This window comes from Paenibacillus sp. P46E (assembly GCF_001909095.1).
In the GTDB taxonomy this organism is placed as follows: Bacteria; Bacillota; Bacilli; order Paenibacillales; family Paenibacillaceae; genus Paenibacillus_AQ; species Paenibacillus_AQ helianthi.
On record NZ_LVYZ01000053.1, the window covers coordinates 13110 to 30430 of the forward strand.

Sequence of the window (17321 nt, forward strand, 5' to 3'; positions counted from 1 at the left end):
AAAATAACAATTCAAACAGATTGATATAGCTTGCTAAAAAACAAAAAACCAGCAGAGTCCGGAGCTCTGCTGGTTAAAGTTTGTTGCCAGAATAAACTATTATGGTCAGACCAAATCTGATTCCTGTGCCCCGGTGATCACGGAAACAATGCTTTTTCGGAGCTGGTCTGCGTTTTGCGCCTGATACGGGTTAGCATTGTATATAATTGCATCTGCAATATACCCTTCGGCAATTCGCCCTAATTCATTGCCACTGCCCAGAATCCCGGCAGCACTCTCTGTAGCAGACTTCCACGCTTCTGCCCGGCTCAGCCCGTAATCCATTAACGTATCAAGCTCTTGCAGGTTGTAACCATGCAGTGCAGGAGTAGCGTAATCCGTACCGAATCCTAAACGGACTCCTGCTTTTTGGGCATAGCCTATAGCTTTCGAATGGGCTTCAGCAGCACGTGCTGCCCGATCGCAAATCAGCGGGTTCAAGGCCAGTACACCTTTCGGATCAGCGGCAATGCGGTAAATCGAGGTTGTGGGCACAAAAGCTACTCCAGACTCAGCGAGTCTGCCAGCCTGCTCCTCACTCAGGAACATTCCATGTTCAATGGATTCCACACCCGCTTGAATGGACCAGTCAATCGTCACTCCGCCCCACGTATGTACCAGCACCTTTTTATGATGGGCATGCGCATTGCGGACAATGAAGGCGAACTCCTCTTCCGAGAAAATAGGATCAACCACTTTCTCGGTAGGCGTACCAAGGCCGCCTGTCGCCATGATTTTAATCCAGCCTGCTCCTGTAGCAAAGATATCAGCCATTCGAGCTTCCAAATGCTTAAGACCGTGTGCATCCGCTGCCCCAATCATATCGCTGCTGGTCTGCACCCGGAGGGGCTGCTGATACTGCCGGACCAGATGACGCACCGTGCTTGGCAGAATCCCGCCTGCATCACGTGTAGTCGTGACACCCGTCCGAAGCGTAGCCGCGAAGGCTTCAGCCTGCATCACTTCGATCTCAGATTGATCGCGTTTCAATTGATCGTCGTGGTCAAAGTCTGTCCAGGCAAGATGCGTATGAAGGTCTATCACACCAGGACTTATCCATAAATCCTGACCCGGATGACTTGATTCATTAGGATAGGGACCAGCCTCAGCAATCGAATAGAACCGTCCATCTCTAATCGCAATATCGAATCGTTTATCTTCAATACCTGCAATATTCATATTTTCTAGTGACAGCAGCTTTGGATGTTTTTGGATCATGCTCATTCTCCCCATACCCGCCGGACAGCCAGTAATGCCTGTTCAGGGTCCATTTTCAACAATTGGGCAAGAACCGTTATAGCTTCTTCTACGCTTCTCCGTGAAGCATTCTTTCCAAAATGATTAATCCGCAGAAGCTGGCCGAATAGTCCCCCGTCACCGGGAGCCACGATACCCACAGGCTGATGGATCAGCAATTCCTGCTTCTCCGAGATCCTGACGGTTGTAGTCAGAGTAGAATAATGTCTGCTGTCCTTTTGCCACGGCTCAAGACCCAAGGCAGTTATTCCTGCTATTGTAGAAGCTGCGGCGCTTTCATGCCGCTTAATCACCTGTTCCAGACCTTCTTCTTCGATTCGTGTTAGCGCCAGGATCAAAGCTCTGGCCTCCAAAACAGGTATGTTGGGTGGAACCCGTAACGGAGAAGCCCCATCCGAGGATGGTTTCAAATCCAGTAGCGACAGGATGGAATTGCGGGGGGCGATTTCATTCGACTCAAGAAATTCCCAGCCGCGTGGTGAAATGCTGACAGCACTGACGCCGTTAGGTCCAGCCAAGGCTTTTTGTGCACCGATTACCGCAAAGTCTACGCCCCATTCATCTACGGGGAGAATCTCTCCCCCGACCGCCGATACAGAATCTGATACTGTAATCAGGTTGAACTCCTGTGCAAGCTTAACAATTTCCCTGACGGGATTAGAACCGCCTGTAACCACTTCAGCGTGAACAAAGGATAGGGCATCTGGCTTGTACTGTTCAATTGCTTCTGCGACCAAGGCCGCTGTAACCACTTCATCAAAGGGGACTATAACCTCAGCAACCGTTGCTCCTCCCCGCTCCAGCCATTGCCCGAATAATCTGCCGTAAGGGCCTGTAACTACATTGACAAAAGTACGTCCCGGTGCGGCTATTCCGGCAGCGACTGCCTCAATTCCCAAGATGGCCTCACCCGGGATAATAACCGGAGGATGCTGGGTTGATAAAAGTCTGGAAAGCAATTCAGTAAGTGTATTGAACTCTGCCAACGAAAGCGGCACAAATCCTTGATGTTCCGGGTTCATATTAACCTCCTGCTGTTACTAGTTTTTGGCATTTTCGGAACGGCTGACAAAAGCTCGCGACTGTATTCATGTTCCGGGCGGATGAAGAATTGGTCCTTGGGACTTACCTCCACCAGCTTGCCCTGCCGCATGACTGCAACCGTATCGCTAATGGCGTGAATAACTCCCAGATCATGAGAGATGAACAGCAACGAAAGATGAAGCTCGGCCTTGAGTGTATTGAACAGTTCGAGCACACTCCGCTGTACAGACACATCGAGTGCGCTCGTCGGCTCGTCTGCAATCAGCAGGCTTGGTTCCACACTTAACGCACGCGCGATTGCGATCCGCTGGCGCTGGCCGCCGGAGAATTCATGAGGGTATTTATCCAGTGATCTGGCTTCCAGCTGAACACGGGCCAAAAGCTCTTGGCATCGCTTCTCAACCTGTGACCGGCCCACGATGTTGTGAAACAGCAGGGCTTCGGTAAGAATCTGCCGGATTGAATGCTTGGGATTCAGCGAGGCATCCGGATTCTGGAAGATCATTTGGATCTGTTTATGCTGGTGTAGGCTTCTCTTCTTCAATAATTCCTGAGATCCCAGCATGATCTTCCCTTCATCGGGTGCAATTAGTCCGGCAATCACCCTTGCCAGGGTGGATTTGCCCGAGCCGGATTCGCCGACGAGACCAAGCGTGGTATGCTGTTCCAGGTTTAGACTGAGTTTATCCAGGGCAGTGAATCCGCCATAGCGAACGGTGAGGTTGTGTACTTGCAGGGCCATATCCATCAAGCTCCACTCCCTTCAAGCTCCGGCAGCGGAAGTACTGAATCAATCAGCATTTGTGTATAGGGGTCCGTAGGGTTCTGTAAAAGATCAAGTGTATCTCCGTGCTCTACAATCCGGCCTGCTTTCATCACATACAGTTTGGAGCAGAGGTTCGCTGCAATCGCCAGATTATGGGTAACAAAGACCATAGCAAACCCTAATTCATGCTGAAGGTCGGTAATGGTGTCAATGATTTGCCGTTGAACCGTAACATCCAGAGCCGTGGTCGGCTCATCACAGAGAAGAATGCCTGGTTTACAAGCCAGGGCCAATGCGATGACCACCCGTTGGCACTGACCGCCAGACAACTGGCTGGGATACCGGTCCGTTTTCTTCAGAGATTCAGGCAGACCGAGTCTCTCGAGCAGTTCCAGTGCTATGATGCGTGAAGCCTTCCGGCTGACCTGCTGCCTGTAATATACGACTTCTGCCAGCTGATTAACCACCGGACAGAGCGGATCGAGCGCGCCTCTAGGGTCTTGGAAAACCATTGCGCTGCTAGCCCCGCTCTTAATCACACCTCCGGTCTGTGTAACACCGCGCGGCAGCAGCCCCAGAATGGCCCGCAGCGTAAGCGATTTGCCGGAACCCGACTCACCTACCAAGCCCAGACTTTCTCCTTTACCAAGCGAGAAACTGACGTTACTCACTAGTGTTTCTTTGGACTTCGCCGCCAGCGACAGTCCCTCCATTTGCAATATCGGATGTGTTGACATTATTTTTTCCTCCAAATATCGGCCAATCCATCTCCAACCAGTGACAAAGCGATGCCGGTGTACACTACAGCAAATCCCGGAACTGCCGAGAGCCACCAAGCTGTCGTGATGAAGGGTTGTCCGTCAGAGATCATGGTTCCCCAGTCTGGAGTTGGCGGTGCAATGCCGATGCCCAGATATCCGAGTGTAACAATGGCTACAAGCAAACCAATCATATCGGTCATCAGGACGACAACGGCTTGAGGCAGCACATTGGGCAGCAGATGGCGCAGAATAATTCTTAGTCCCGGCAATCCTAGTGTCTGTGCAGATGCTACCCATTCCTGCTCGCGGAACGACGCGCTCAGACCTCTGACGACACGGGCAAACACGATCCATCCGACCAGCATAAAGGTGATGTATATCCCCCGTTCACCTGCTCCACTGGCAAAGGCCACAATAATAACAATCAGATAGAAAGGAAAGGCGATAAACGTATCTGTGAGCAGCGTAATGACGGTATTGATCCATTTTCCGTAATACCCCGCCAGCATACCCAGAAACACACCTGTACAAAAGGGAATGATTTCTGCCAGTACCATAATTTTTAGATCGGTTCGCGCAGCGTAGATCAATCTCGTGAACAAATCACGTCCCAGCTGATCGGTTCCGAGCCAGTGTGCTGCGGACGGAGGTTGTAAAAATGCGCTCAGATTCTGTCCCGTAGGCTCATATGGACTTAAGTAAGGGATAAACACGGCCAGGATAATGAGCAATGCAAACATCATACTGCCCACAAAAAGTGAAGGAGTATTCCATATTCGTCTGAAGCTTCCAGCTGTTCTGCCGCCCTCTTGCAATGGTGGGTCTAACCGTATATCGTTCATTGTTTTCCTTTCGTTCTGGGATCTAGCCACCAGGAAATGATTTCAATCAATAGACTGATGATCACAACAGATAGGGCACAATATAGAGCTATGCCTTGAATAACCGGAAAATCCCGTTTCGAGATCGAGGTAAACAGCAGGCTGCCCATTCCCTTGATTCCAAACACCTGTTCAACAACCAGTGTCCCTCCGATCAGATAGGAGATATTCACCCCAAGCAGCATCAGTGTAGGAAGAGCAGAATTGCGCAGCACATGCTTGAACAGAATTACCCTGCCCGGTATTCTGGCAGCTCTCAAGGTAACTACAAAATCGGATTCCAGCACTTCAAGCATCTGCGCCCTTAACGACCGGACAAGCGTAGGAATCTGTGAAAAAGCAACTGTTATCGCCGGGAGCGCAAGGCTGTGCAGGGTTCCGGTCCATCCCTCTCCCACTCCACCGACAGGAAACCAGCCGAGCCGGACGCTAAACAGCAGAATCAAAAGAATGCCAACCCAGAAGATTGGCATACCCAGAGTGATTGCAGGAAAAATACGGATCAGATGATCCAGCAGCTTATCCTTATGAGTGGCTGCAAGTGTAGCAAGCAGAAGGGCTATGACGATTGCCAGCACACAAGCCATCAGAATGAGCAGCAAAGTAATGGGAGCCCGCTGCATGATCAGCTCTCTGACAGAGGTCCCTGTCACAATTGAATTTCCTGTATCTCCTTGGGTAAACAGTGTCTTCACAAAACGCAGGAACTGGTCCCATAAAGAGAGGTCAAGCCCGAGTGTATGATGCATACTCTCGAGCGCCTCAGGTGTACCGTATTCTCCCAGAATCATTTTTGCGGGGTCTCCAGGCACGATGCGGATAATGAAAAAAACTGCCGTCATTACGCATAGGATCACGGCCAGGGCTCTCACAAGTGCTATTAGTAGCCACTTGTGAGATGCATTGCCTCCTGTCCGTCCAGTAAATGAAGAATTAGGTTTCATCATTTACTGATGCTAACCGTGTCGAATCGCACACTGCCGTTAGGTAAAACAACCAGGCCCTGAACGGAAGAACGGGCACCGATCAGAATATCAGGATAGTACAGTGGAATATAAGGCACTTCATCGGCCAGCGTCTGCAGCAGCTTGGAGTAAATCTCTGCACGGGCATCCCCATCCGCTGTTTTTTGTCCATCATATAAAAGCTTGGTGACTTCTTCATTCGTGTAATGGGTCCAATATGATTTACTGAAACCTTGCGGGTCCGTCTGGAAAGCAAGAATGGAGTTCGCTTCCGGAGAGTCCGCTTGTCCGCTGTTCAGCATAGCTGAGAAATCATAAGCGAAAAACCGTTCACGGAAGGTAGCCAGTTCAATCGATTCAATCTCTATTTTGATGCCGATCGCCTGGCCTGCAGCCTGGATGATTTGCGCCTCCTGGGCTCTTGTACTGTTGCCTGAAGCAACAAGCAATTTTGTACTGAATCCGTCAGGGAAGGCAGATTTGGCAAGCTCTGCTTTGGCTTCATCAACATTGAAGTTCAGCGCTTTAATCGAATCGTTTGCGTTATAAGGTATCGTTGGAGGCAGCAGGGAATTTGCAGTCTGTGCATAGCCAAACGTAAGTGCCTTAGTCAATCCGTCACGGTCCAGTGCGAGCGCCAGGGCACGGCGGACATGCACATCCTTGAAGTGTTCGTCGAGCGTATTGAAGAATAGCTGCTCCGTCACCCAGCTCCCGTTGGTAACTACTGCTGTATCAGAGCCGTCCTTGATCTCATTGGCATTCTGCAGGGCCAAGGATTCAATCGCATCCACTTCTCCCGCCTTCAGCTGGTTAATCGCCTGGCTGTCATCTTCAATCAGCTTATATACAAGCTTATCAATATTGGGCTTGCCTTCCTGCCAATAGTTCGGATTCTTGGTGAAGGTCAAATCACCAGCAGGGTCCCAGCTCTCTACTACGAACGGTCCCGTACCGACCGGTTTTTTGAAAAACTCTTCTTCGGTGACTCCGCCGAAATGGTTCGGAATAATCCCGTTCGAGAAGTTGGACAGCTCAGAGATAAACGGTGTATACGGCTCTTTGAGCGTGATAACCAGTGTTTTGTTATCCTGTGCTTTGATCGTAGCCACCTTTGCCGAAATGGCCAGCGGGCCTTCAACCTTCAAATGCCGCTGTAGCGAAAAAACCGCATCCTCAGCTGTTACATCCGTACCGTTCGAGAACTTCAAGCCGTCGCGGAGAACAAAGGTATACGTCAAACCGTCTTCACTGATGCTGTGTGACTTGGCAAGAAAGTCTACTATTTCGCCCTTACTGTCAAAAGAGACGAGGGATTCAAACACTTTATCAATCGCAAACGCATTGTTCGATGTAATTTCCTTATGCAGATCGAATGAAGTCACCGCAGCAGGCCGTCCATAGACAAAAGTGCCGCCCACAGCGGGTTTAGCCGCGTCTGTACTCTGAGTTGGAGCCGGACTGGCACTTTCCTGAGCCGCATTTGTTGAATCAGCTTTATTATTGGAGCCGGAGCATCCTGCTAGCAATACCAGAAACAGAACTGCCAACGTCCCTATTCCAACCGATTTTTTTAAAGATGCTTTTAACTTTGACACGAGTGACCCACCCCTTCTGATAAATCTTATGTGTTTAGTATGGATTGAATTATGGATGAATCATCCCCGTCTGTCAAACAAAAAATCAGATCCCGGCTGACAATAGATCTAATTTATCCATTGCAGGAAATGAATTCGTTTTAATCTATATTTCCATCAAGGACGGCTCCCCCAAGAGTAATGAAATTTCATGCAGCACACCATGATCGTTATTGCTCACCGTGTGATAATTGACTACAGCTTTGACTTCCGGCGAAGCGTTGTCCATTGCATAACTGTATTTGCATAACTTCAGCATTTCAATATCATTACTGCTGTCTCCAAATGCCGCGCATTCCTCAGGCCGGACACCATAGCGCTCCATTAGACGTTCAAGCCCTGAGGCCTTGTGGCATCCGGGAATGATCAGGTCAATACACTGATGGCCACTGGTCACAGGATCTACCATCCCCTTCAGCTCTTCCATGAGCAGCGGCAGATATTTTTCAACACCACCGGCTGTCCAATCTGGAGTGATTAAGGAAAATTTGAAAATCTGGTCGTCAACCTGCTCAAAAGCACTTACCTTCTGCAATCTCGGATAATAACGGCACATGAGGTCATAGAAATCATCGCTGGCGTTTTCGAGCACATAAGCCCCCTCCACTCCGCACATGACTGCCGAAATTTCCTCATATTGACTCAGCTTCTTCACGATCAGCCCTACCTGATCCGGTGGAATTTCACCCGTAAACAACACTTCTGTCCCATCGATGACATAGGCGCCATTCTCGGCAACATAAGCGAGCTCATCCTGGATATCTTCAAAAATAGATTTCAGCTTATAATACTGGTTCCCGCTGGCTACCACGAAATGAACGCCTTTAGCCTTCATTACAGCGTACAGCTGCTTGAACCATTTCTGATTATAGTTTTTTTGATCATCTAAAAAGGTGCCATCCATATCTGCTGCAATTAATTTGATGTTCATTGTAAGTTCTCCTCATGTAAGTTTATGTTGTCTCCTTTACTGTAAATTGTGAAATGCATTTCATGTCAAGTAACCTACAGGCTCGAATTCACCTTACTCAATAATCTCATCAGTGTTTCCGCCTCTTCCGCAGTAAGGTTATCCGTGATGCTTTTTTCCACATCTGCAAAAATCTCATTGAACTCTTCGACTAGAACCGCCGCTTTCTCCAATAGATATATTTTTTTCTGCCGCTCATTTTCTTTGGGGATCACGCGTTGAATATATCCTTTTCTCTCCAGGCCTTGAAGCATGCTGGTGATGCTGGCCTCCTTACGGTTGAAATGCTCCGCCAGATCCTTTTGGATCAGGCCGTTCTCCTGATGTTCCGCAATATAACCGATCATCTGCCCCTGCTGTGCATTCATGCCCAGCTCCGCTAATCTTTCATTTGCCTGTCTTTTCTTTTTCAATCCAATTTCCCGGATCAAATCTGAAAATGGCGTGTTCGAAGGTTGTTCAGTCATGGGAAAACTCCTTTAGTTGTGAATAGTTAGATATCTAATTATATGAATAGCATATACTCCATCCTTCTAACAGTCAAACAAAACAGGCCAATGATCATTTCTGATCACTGACCTGCAATGTCAGGTGACTTGCCCAACCCGCGTATCATTCGTTCTATGACGCACTGGTCAGCTTTCGCACAACCTCTTGGACATACTTGCGTTTGGTAATGTTGTAGAAGCTGAGCTGGAAGAGGAAATAGACAGCGACCACAATCGTGGTGTTCTTCATGAATTCACCGAGGATATCGGAACCGCTCATGATATGAGTGACCAGATAGATGAAGGAGTAACCCAAGAGGCTGCCCAGAAGCAGGGGGACAAAAAAGGTTATGAGCAGCTCTGCGGATACTACCGCCCGAATCTCACTGTCACTGATCCCGATTTTGTACAGCTTGCGGAAAAAGACAGTGGCATTCCCTATTTCGGTGTACTGCTTGAAATACAGCACCATTCCACCTGCAACAAAAAACAAAACACCAACAAGAGAGGTTATGAACACAAACAGCGAATAGTTCTTTTTCAGCTCTTTATAGGCATCTATTTTGGAGGAGACCGCAAACCATTGGCCGCTTCCATCCTTGTCAGTTGCCTGCAAAGTATCCTTCAGCCTCTGGACGATCCCTTCTGTACCCTTCCAGTCTGTAAAGTTGATCCCATAATGGGTACCTATTGCACTTCCGTCTACCTTAGCCGCCATGTCCTTGTAATCCTCATTACTGACTACGATGCCTGAGCTTGTGGGATAAGAGCTTGCTGTTGCAAACCAATCGCCATGGTAGGAGGACTTCACCATAAAATCGAAGGTTTGGATACCATCGGTGAACACAATCGCTGCTCCCGGGTCAATACCATGAGAACCCGGCTCCCATGCCGTGATGATATTCAAGGCTTCTCCGGCCCCCACGGTTACATTCTCGCCTGTTAGTGAGTTGTACCTATCCTGTGAAATAATTGGCTTTGACTTCAGAACATCGTATTTGTCGCCTTCCAGGTTCATTCTCAGATTCAGAAAGCTGGTTTCTGTGATCGACTTAAGCGGCTCTGCGGATTGCTTCATCAGCTGTTCCAGCTGTCCGCTCCCCAGTGTGTGTACACCTGTTACCGAGATATACTCAATATCATATTTATTCCGCTCTGCAATACTTTCCGACAGCTGCAGCAATGAGAAAGGTGAAGCTACGAGAAAAATGGTCATCCCGCTGAGAATGCTCAGGATAAACATCACACGCTTGTTCTGATTGAATTTGTGATTAATTTCGGTGATGGAGAGAATGTGACGGTAATAGAATTTCTTATTCTTCAGGAAGCGGATCAGCGTGTTCCCCAGATGGGCAATGACCATGTAGATACCGATGAAGCTCATCAAAATATAAGAAATGACCATAAGCGGATTCGTATTCAGACTCTCGTGACTGGAGATCAGCACCAGAAAGAGGATCGAGGCCACAACCAGCCCCACGCCTGCCAGCCCCAGCATAGTGTCATTCTTCTTCGCATGATTATCCTGCTTACGGGAATCCTTCATCAGATCCGCGATATCCAGCTGGCCGACTTTCACGCTTGATATCAGCTGCGAGGCGGCAAAAATCAATGTGAAAACAACCGCTGTCACTACAAAACTCGCCGCACTAAGGGAATAAGAAACCTCCTTCAGATCCAGCAAATCAATTGCCACATTCTGAAACAGCCGGGAAAAGACCGCTCCTGTGATGATCCCCACGATGAGTGAGGAAACACTGATGATCAGATTTTCCAGCAGAATAAGTTTCTGCAAATCATTTTTGTTCATGCCCAGTGACATAAAGATGGCGAATTCTTTGCTTCTCGATTGGATAAATGAGGAATGTGCATAATTGATGAAAAATACGGAAAACAGCGTCAGAGCTACCAGACTCAAGATCAGCACAATCCGGATCACATCCTCCGCCGTACCCTCACGAATGCTATTATTGAACAGCAAGGCAGCATAGAGGAAGAAGATTGTGATTGCAAAGGCACTGCACATAAAATAGGACGAGAAATTCCGGATATTATGTTTGAAGTTCTTAATCGTGACATCTCTAAAGGTCATTGCGCTCTCCTCCGATGATCGCCAGACAATCCAGGATCTGATCGAAGAACGCCTTGCGGACCCCGCTGCTGACAATCTCCATGCAGATCGCCCCGTCCTTGATGAATATGATTTTTTTGCAGAAGCTAGCAGCGAAGGCATCATGGGTTACCATTAGAATGGTGCTCTCACGCTCCTGATTCATCCTCGCGATGCATTTCATCACGGCACTTGAAGACTTGGAATCCAGGTTGCCTGTAGGCTCATCTGCAAAAATAATATCCGGATCATTGACCAGCGCCCGGCTGACCGCGACTCTCTGCTGCTGCCCTCCGGAGATGTTACAGGGATATTTGCCGGCAATCTCGTTGATGCCGAACAGCTTCATAATCTCCTCGCTTTTAGCTTCCATCTGCTCTTTGTCTTTCTTGTCAAGAATCATGGGCAGCATGATATTTTCCTTCAGCGTCAGACTATCCATCAGATTAAATTCCTGGAATACAAAGCCGAGATGCTGCCTGCGGAAGAGCGACATTTCATTTGTGTCCAGGGAAGTAATATTCTTGCCGCCTATAAAAACCTCACCGTAGCTCGGCTTACCAATACCGCTTAGGATATTCAGCAAGGTGGTTTTGCCGCTCCCTGAGGGCCCCATAATTCCAATGAAATCTCCCTTTTCGACCGAAAAGCTGATGGAATCGAGCGCTACTGTCGAGTTACCACCATTCTGCACACCATAGATCTTCTTGACCTCTTTGACTTCCAGTACTATGCTCACCGGTTCATCTCCCTTTTTCATTCTGGGTGTATTGAACGATATATCTTCATTGTAGAAGTCCCCGGAAGCAGTATCCATCCATTTAAGTTACGCTGTCTTTCAATTTTGAAAGGTAAGCAATCTGTACCTCTGTGCCCTGATTCACTTCTGAGGAAATGGTAAGGAGATGACCCAGCTTCCGGGCAATTTCCGAGCAGACATAGAGGCCAATACCTGTCGCCTGATGGTGGGTACGTCCGTTTTTCCCGGTGAAAAAGGGCTGGAACACCCGCTGTAAATCCACTTTTTCGATGCCGATACCTTCATCCCGGATGGACAGCACCACGCGGTCGCCACTCTGCTTAATATGGAAGTGGATGGCTTTCGCCTCTTCTCCCGCATCCGAATATTTGATCGCATTAGTGACGATTTGCTCCAGCATCGCGTGATTCCATTTGCTGTCCGTCATGACGATTACGTTCTCCTCTTCGCATTCGATCACCGGATAGACATTGTTATAGATGTATTGGTTCCGCTTGCTGTTGATCAGGGCTCTGAGCGACTCCAGCAGATGGATGGGTTCCGGGTTATAATCACGGGTGAAATGCTCCAGCCGGAAGAACTTCAGCATCTGGTTCAGCATGCTCAGGATTTTATCCTTCTCTTCCCCGATATGCTGCAAGGCAAGGGTATGGCCGGTAGCGTTCATGTTGTCATTCTGCAGGATGAGGTCGATGACCGACAGCGGGGCTTTTAGATTATGTATCCACTGCGAAATGAATTTATGAGTACTGTCAGCCTGGGCTTTGATCTCATAAATCTGGTCCTGGTAGGTGTGATGAATGCGGTGAATCATCGAAATGATGGACTGCTGTTCACAGGAAAAGCCCTTTTCTTCAATCTCAATATTCTCTGATAGCCTCTGGATCTCCCGACGGGTGGAGACATATTGGATGAAGCGGAAGCACATGTACAGGATATAGACATACACACTGATGCTGAGCAGGTACATAAGCTGGATATTACCGCTAATATAATGATTGCAGTATACACTTACCAGAAGATGGCTGATAAAATAGACAAGCGTGAACGAAAAATGATCACGCATAAAATCCCGAAAAAGCTTGATACTCACTGGCGTGTCCCTCCTGCCATAGCCGAATCAAAGATATAGCCTACGCCTCTTTTTACCTTGATAACATCCTGGAAGCCCAGATTGGCCAGTTTGCTCTTCACCCGGGTGACATTCACAGTGAGCGTATTGTCCACGACGAAATGCACATCATCCCACAGTTCTTCCAGCAGCTCTTCCCTGCTGACGATCGTATCCTGTTTGTCCATCAGCTTCTTCAGCAGCTTGTACTCATTCTTGCTTAACTCTTCAACCAAACCATTACAGGAAATGCTGAAATTGCGGTCATCTAAATGTATCGGCAGCAGTTCTTTCTCCGGTTCCGGTTTGACAGCATATTCCCCGTAATTCCGGCGCAAAATCGCCATAATCTTGGCCAGCAGCACCTGAATGTTCAGCGGTTTGACGATATAATCATCTGCACCGAGCTCCATGCTCAGCACCTGGCTGGACTCTTCATCTCTGGCGGAGATCACAATGATCGGCACCGTGGTTTTCCTTCTGAATACCCGGCAATAATAGAATCCGTCATAGTACGGTAAATTCAGGTCAAGCAGCACCAGTTGCGGCGATTCCTGCTCGAAGATCTGCTCGACTTGCAAAAAATCCGCAACCTCCACCACTTCATAGCTGTACTTACGCAGAATATCGGTGATTAGGGTTCTGATTTTGCTGTCATCCTCGACGATCATGATCTTGAACAATTCCGTCACCTCCGGGCATTAGCGCCTCCAACTGCTGCATCAGCCGGGTCTCTCCCATCTCAGTCATCGCTTTGGAAGGAAGCACGATGGTAAAGACATATGTACTCCGCAGCACTGTTATGGCTTTATATGAAGTGAAGTTTTTGAAATGGGTGATGATATTTTGTTCTTTCCATACGCATCCCTTAACCTCAAACAGCTCTGTAGGAACCGTAAACCCGGTCTGAATCACTTTGGACATCGCTTCCTTAACGGTCCAGAGCACAGTCAGGAAAGCAGGAGCCTGTATTCCAAGTTCATGCTGCAGGAATTGCTCCTCCTTGGATGTAATTCTCGCTATGGCATCCATGGCCTTCTCATCTATGAGCTCCATATCAACACCTAATAAAAGACGGGGGTCATAATCAATTGCCGAGCCCATGGTATCGCAATGAGTAATGGTGATCTTCCGGTCACTTCCACGTATAAATGGCTGCCCCATAACTCCATGATCAATGACTATATCAGTGAGATCATCTTCGGCACGAGCCACTGCCATTTTACAAGCCAGCTTACTGAGGAGATAGCTGTTACGTCTTCGCTGGTATTGGAAGCTGTTGTATTGATCCTTTTCCGCGTTGCTCAGATAATCCAGTGGTCCATCCTCTGGAGGCACGGAAACCACACTAATATTCAACCCATACATGCCTTCCGGACCTTCTAGTTTAAGCTCCGCTTTCCTTACGATCCTGGTGAGAAAAAGCTTGTATTGCTTCTCAAAAGTTGCATACAGCATATCTGTGCCCCTATTCTTGTTCTCAAGTACTTTTCGATTTTTTACCAGAATATCCCGTTTGAATCTACTAAATTATCATCTACCCTCTTCTGAAATGTCAATGAATGTTTATGCTGTATAATGTTGAATTCCGGCACAAAAAAGCCTGCAATTATCAATTGCAGACTAAACATCGTTATACATGTCGGGTATTGTGTAATATAGAATATACCAATAATACAGGGAGGCAATATCTTTGCAAACTACAGATTGGATCCCGGTCGCCGCACTTACTCTCTCGATACTATTGATGTTCAGAGTAATGACCCTTAGCAGGAGGGTTAAAGATTTGCAATCACAGCTGGAGCGGATCGATAGCCGCTCTGGAATGGGAGGAAACATGCTCAAACCAAATATGGAAACACCGACTCCGCTGAATGTGCAGAACATGGAATTTGCTCCGGACCTGGAGAGAAGGCTGCATCTGCTGCTGGCTGAAGGCAAGAAAATCCAAGCGATCAAGGTGCTTCGTGAAGCGAGGAATTTATCACTGAAGGATGCCAAGGATTACGTTGACCATATGGACCAGGGCAGGTAATTCCTTAAATAGTACTATCCGGCCATAGCCATGCTTAACCAATGAAGACAAGAACCGGCTGCGCGAATCCCTAAAGGGACAGTGCAGCCGGTTCTACGTTAACGTATATAATTATCGAGGGCCTTGTTCAGATCCTCCAGCACCTTATCCTGATTGCCGTGGTGTACAGCTTTAACCACACAATTCTCCAGATGGTCCTTAAGCAGCAGCTTTGCCGCCTTATCCAGCGCCTTCTGAATCGCAGCGATCTGCAGCAGAACCTCCGAGCAATCACGGTCTTCGGCAGTCATTTCCTTGACGGCGCGGACATGGCCTTCAATCCGGGCCAGCCGGTTGACGATTTGCCTGCGGTATTTATGCTCGTAATCCTCGTCATGAATAGGCCCGTCTGTTTCCTCTACCATAATTACACCCCAGCTTGTTTTGTGATTTCACCCGGTTATAGAGTGAACTTAAGAATCTAACGGTTTGCCAGCTAGAGGTATTATAGCAAGAATAGATTCATAGAAACAAATAGACCTATCTGAGCAGCCGCAGTCCGCTTAGAATGACAGCCAGTGTACTTCCTTCATGGCTGACTACACCGGAAGGCAAATTAATGCCTCCTGCAAAGTTGGACACCACCAGAATCAGAATGACAGCTAGGGCAAACGTAATATTTTGCTTAATGACCCGGCTGGTGCGGCTTCCCAATGAGATGGCATACGGGATTTTGGCAATATCATCCGTCATCAGCACGACGTTAGCCGTCTCCAGAGCAACATCACTTCCTACTGCCCCCATCGCTATTCCTACGGATGACGCAGCCAGTGCAGGTGCATCGTTCACACCGTCCCCAACCATCGCCACTTTCCCGTACTTCTCTGTCAGCTTGCGGATTACTTCCAGCTTCCCGTCTGGCAGCATTTCTGCGTAAATCTCATCAATTCCGGCTTGTCTTCCAATAGCTTCTGCGGTAGATGTGGCATCTCCGGTAAGCATTACTACGCGTTTATTCATTGCTTGAAGTTGCTTCACTGCCATAGCCGCGTTCGAACGGAGTGTATCTTGAACAGCCAGAATGCCCGCATACCGTCCTTCCAATTCAACGAATACGACCGTTTTCCCCTCGGCCTCCAGCGTCTTTACTTCAGAGAGCAGTTCCTGATCCATCGTGGCTTCCAGAGGCAGGCTTCTTTTTCCTAGACGGCAGGATTTACCGTTCACCAACCCGCTGACCCCCATTCCGGTTACCGCCTGCATTGCGGCCGCCGGTTCCAGTGCAATCCCCTGTTCTGCCGCTTTGTCTACCACTGCTCTGGCAATCGGGTGCATGGACAGATTCTCGAGTGAAGCTGCTAGACGCAGCAGTTCGACTTCTGTGAGGCCTTGCGCCGGACGAATATCCGTTACCTTTGGACGTCCTTCAGTCAAAGTACCTGTTTTGTCAAAAACCACCGTGTTTACATTCCCAATCTGCTCCAGGTGAACTCCACCCTTGAACAGTACGCCTTTACGGGCAGCGTTGGAAATCCCTGATAGAATCGCGGGCATAATAGAGGAAACAAGTGCACACGGGGAAGCTACCACGAGGAAAATCATCGCCCGGTAGATCGTAGCCTCCCAGCTCCAGTTCAACAGATAAGGCGGCAGCACCATCAGCAGCAAAGCGAGCACCACGACACTTTTAGCATAAATCCCTTCAAACCGTTCAACAAAAAGCTGGCTCGGCGGCAGCTCGTTCTTCGCTTCCTGAACCATATGTATAATCCGTGAGAGGAGTGTATCCTCAGCCGCTTGAGTCACCCGCACCCGCAGGGCACCTTGTCCGTTCATCGTTCCAGCGAATACAGTATCATTCAGCGTTTTATCTACGGGAATGGACTCCCCGGTAATGGTGGCCTGATCTACTGCGGAGCTGCCTTCGACAATCGTACCGTCACAGGGAATCCGCTCGCCGGGACGCACCAGCACGAGGTCCTCCTTTTGCAGTTCAGACGCTTTGATCCGCACCTCCACGCCGTCTTGAAGCCGTACAGCTTCTTCCGGCCGGTACTTCAGAATCGCGGCAATATCCTGGTTGGTCTTCTCCATAGAATAATCCTCCAGGGCTCCGCTCAGGCAAAAAATAAAGATCAGTACGGCCCCGTCCAGCCAATAGCCAATGCTCGCCGCACCTGCAGCCGCAACCACCATCAGGAGATCAACGTCGAGATCCTTCTCCTTAATCAGCGTTTCCAGTCCTTCCCACGCCTTGCGGTAACCGCCTACGGCGTAAGCCAGGACGAAAAACACAATCGACCAAGCTCCTTGCCCATTCCGCTCCAGACTCCAGGCCAATCCTATCAGCACCAGACAAGCGGCAGCGATAAGTATACCTCCATTCTTTTCCCATACAGCTTTCCAAGAGGCGTCCTTGTTTTCGTTCATGTGCAGGGTCTCACCCATTCCATTCACTCCCTAAAAGTATTTATAATGAGAACTATTCTCATAAATATATCCCCCCGGGGGGCATATT

Annotated in this window: 17 protein-coding genes; 1 reads left to right on the forward strand and 16 read right to left on the reverse strand. The window is 48.5% G+C overall.

What is annotated here, in order from left to right:
* Positions 1–105: 105 nt before the first annotated feature.
* The 14 genes from A3849_RS19995 to A3849_RS20060 all read right to left on the reverse strand — a co-directional run bounded on the left by A3849_RS19995 (position 106) and on the right by A3849_RS20060 (position 14247).
* Positions 106–1257 (reverse strand): amidohydrolase family protein, encoded by a 1152-nt coding sequence (locus tag A3849_RS19995; protein WP_074112997.1) that lies wholly within the window; start codon positions 1255–1257, stop codon positions 106–108.
* A gap of 2 nt (positions 1258–1259) precedes the next feature.
* Positions 1260–2318 (reverse strand): pyridoxal-phosphate-dependent aminotransferase family protein, encoded by a 1059-nt coding sequence (locus A3849_RS20000; RefSeq protein WP_074112998.1) that lies wholly within the window; start codon positions 2316–2318, stop codon positions 1260–1262.
* A complete protein-coding gene (locus A3849_RS20005) occupies positions 2315–3088 on the reverse strand; it encodes an ABC transporter ATP-binding protein (RefSeq protein ID WP_143191868.1) in 774 nt (257 codons plus the stop codon). The genes A3849_RS20000 and A3849_RS20005 overlap by 4 nt, the downstream gene beginning before the upstream one ends.
* Entirely contained in the window at positions 3088–3843 is a 756-nt protein-coding gene (locus A3849_RS20010) for an ABC transporter ATP-binding protein (RefSeq protein ID WP_074112999.1), read from the reverse strand. The genes A3849_RS20005 and A3849_RS20010 overlap by 1 nt, the downstream gene beginning before the upstream one ends.
* Positions 3843–4709, reverse strand: a complete 867-nt coding sequence (locus A3849_RS20015) for an ABC transporter permease (protein ID WP_074113000.1) — start codon at positions 4707–4709, stop codon at positions 3843–3845. Before A3849_RS20015 ends, A3849_RS20010 begins: the two co-directional genes overlap by 1 nt.
* Positions 4706–5695 (reverse strand): ABC transporter permease, encoded by a 990-nt coding sequence (locus A3849_RS20020; protein ID WP_306010719.1) that lies wholly within the window; start codon positions 5693–5695, stop codon positions 4706–4708. The genes A3849_RS20015 and A3849_RS20020 overlap by 4 nt, the downstream gene beginning before the upstream one ends.
* Complete coding sequence (locus A3849_RS20025; RefSeq protein ID WP_074113002.1) at positions 5692–7311, reverse strand: ABC transporter substrate-binding protein; 1620 nt, start codon at positions 7309–7311, stop codon at positions 5692–5694. Before A3849_RS20025 ends, A3849_RS20020 begins: the two co-directional genes overlap by 4 nt.
* Before the next feature lie 145 nt (positions 7312–7456).
* Complete coding sequence (locus A3849_RS20030) at positions 7457–8281, reverse strand: Cof-type HAD-IIB family hydrolase (protein ID WP_074113003.1); 825 nt, start codon at positions 8279–8281, stop codon at positions 7457–7459.
* A gap of 74 nt (positions 8282–8355) precedes the next feature.
* Positions 8356–8787, reverse strand: a complete 432-nt coding sequence (locus A3849_RS20035) for a MarR family winged helix-turn-helix transcriptional regulator (protein ID WP_074113004.1) — start codon at positions 8785–8787, stop codon at positions 8356–8358.
* A gap of 154 nt (positions 8788–8941) precedes the next feature.
* Positions 8942–10900 (reverse strand): FtsX-like permease family protein, encoded by a 1959-nt coding sequence (locus A3849_RS20040; RefSeq protein WP_074113005.1) that lies wholly within the window; start codon positions 10898–10900, stop codon positions 8942–8944.
* Complete coding sequence (locus A3849_RS20045; protein ID WP_178382752.1) at positions 10890–11657, reverse strand: ABC transporter ATP-binding protein; 768 nt, start codon at positions 11655–11657, stop codon at positions 10890–10892. The genes A3849_RS20040 and A3849_RS20045 overlap by 11 nt, the downstream gene beginning before the upstream one ends.
* An 82-nt stretch (positions 11658–11739) precedes the next feature.
* Positions 11740–12771 carry a sensor histidine kinase gene (locus tag A3849_RS20050; protein ID WP_083613598.1) on the reverse strand — a complete coding sequence of 344 codons (1032 nt, stop codon included), beginning with the start codon at positions 12769–12771 and terminating at the stop codon, positions 11740–11742.
* Entirely contained in the window at positions 12768–13472 is a 705-nt protein-coding gene (locus A3849_RS20055; protein WP_074113006.1) for a response regulator transcription factor, read from the reverse strand. The genes A3849_RS20050 and A3849_RS20055 overlap by 4 nt, the downstream gene beginning before the upstream one ends.
* Entirely contained in the window at positions 13444–14247 is an 804-nt protein-coding gene (locus A3849_RS20060) for a 4'-phosphopantetheinyl transferase family protein (protein ID WP_074113007.1), read from the reverse strand. The genes A3849_RS20055 and A3849_RS20060 overlap by 29 nt, the downstream gene beginning before the upstream one ends.
* A 235-nt stretch (positions 14248–14482) precedes the next feature.
* On the opposite strand from A3849_RS20060, the gene A3849_RS20065 reads away from it, so the two are divergent.
* Positions 14483–14824: a ribosomal protein L7/L12 gene (locus A3849_RS20065; RefSeq protein WP_074113008.1), complete on the forward strand. Its 342-nt coding sequence runs from the start codon at positions 14483–14485 to the stop codon at positions 14822–14824.
* Between the two features lie 98 nt (positions 14825–14922).
* Here A3849_RS20065 and A3849_RS20070 read toward each other — a convergent pair whose 3' ends face one another.
* Positions 14923–15228 carry a metal-sensing transcriptional repressor gene (locus A3849_RS20070; RefSeq protein WP_074113009.1) on the reverse strand — a complete coding sequence of 102 codons (306 nt, stop codon included), beginning with the start codon at positions 15226–15228 and terminating at the stop codon, positions 14923–14925.
* A 115-nt stretch (positions 15229–15343) separates the two neighbouring features.
* Complete coding sequence (locus A3849_RS20075; RefSeq protein ID WP_083613599.1) at positions 15344–17251, reverse strand: heavy metal translocating P-type ATPase; 1908 nt, start codon at positions 17249–17251, stop codon at positions 15344–15346.
* Positions 17252–17321: the final 70 nt, after the last annotated feature.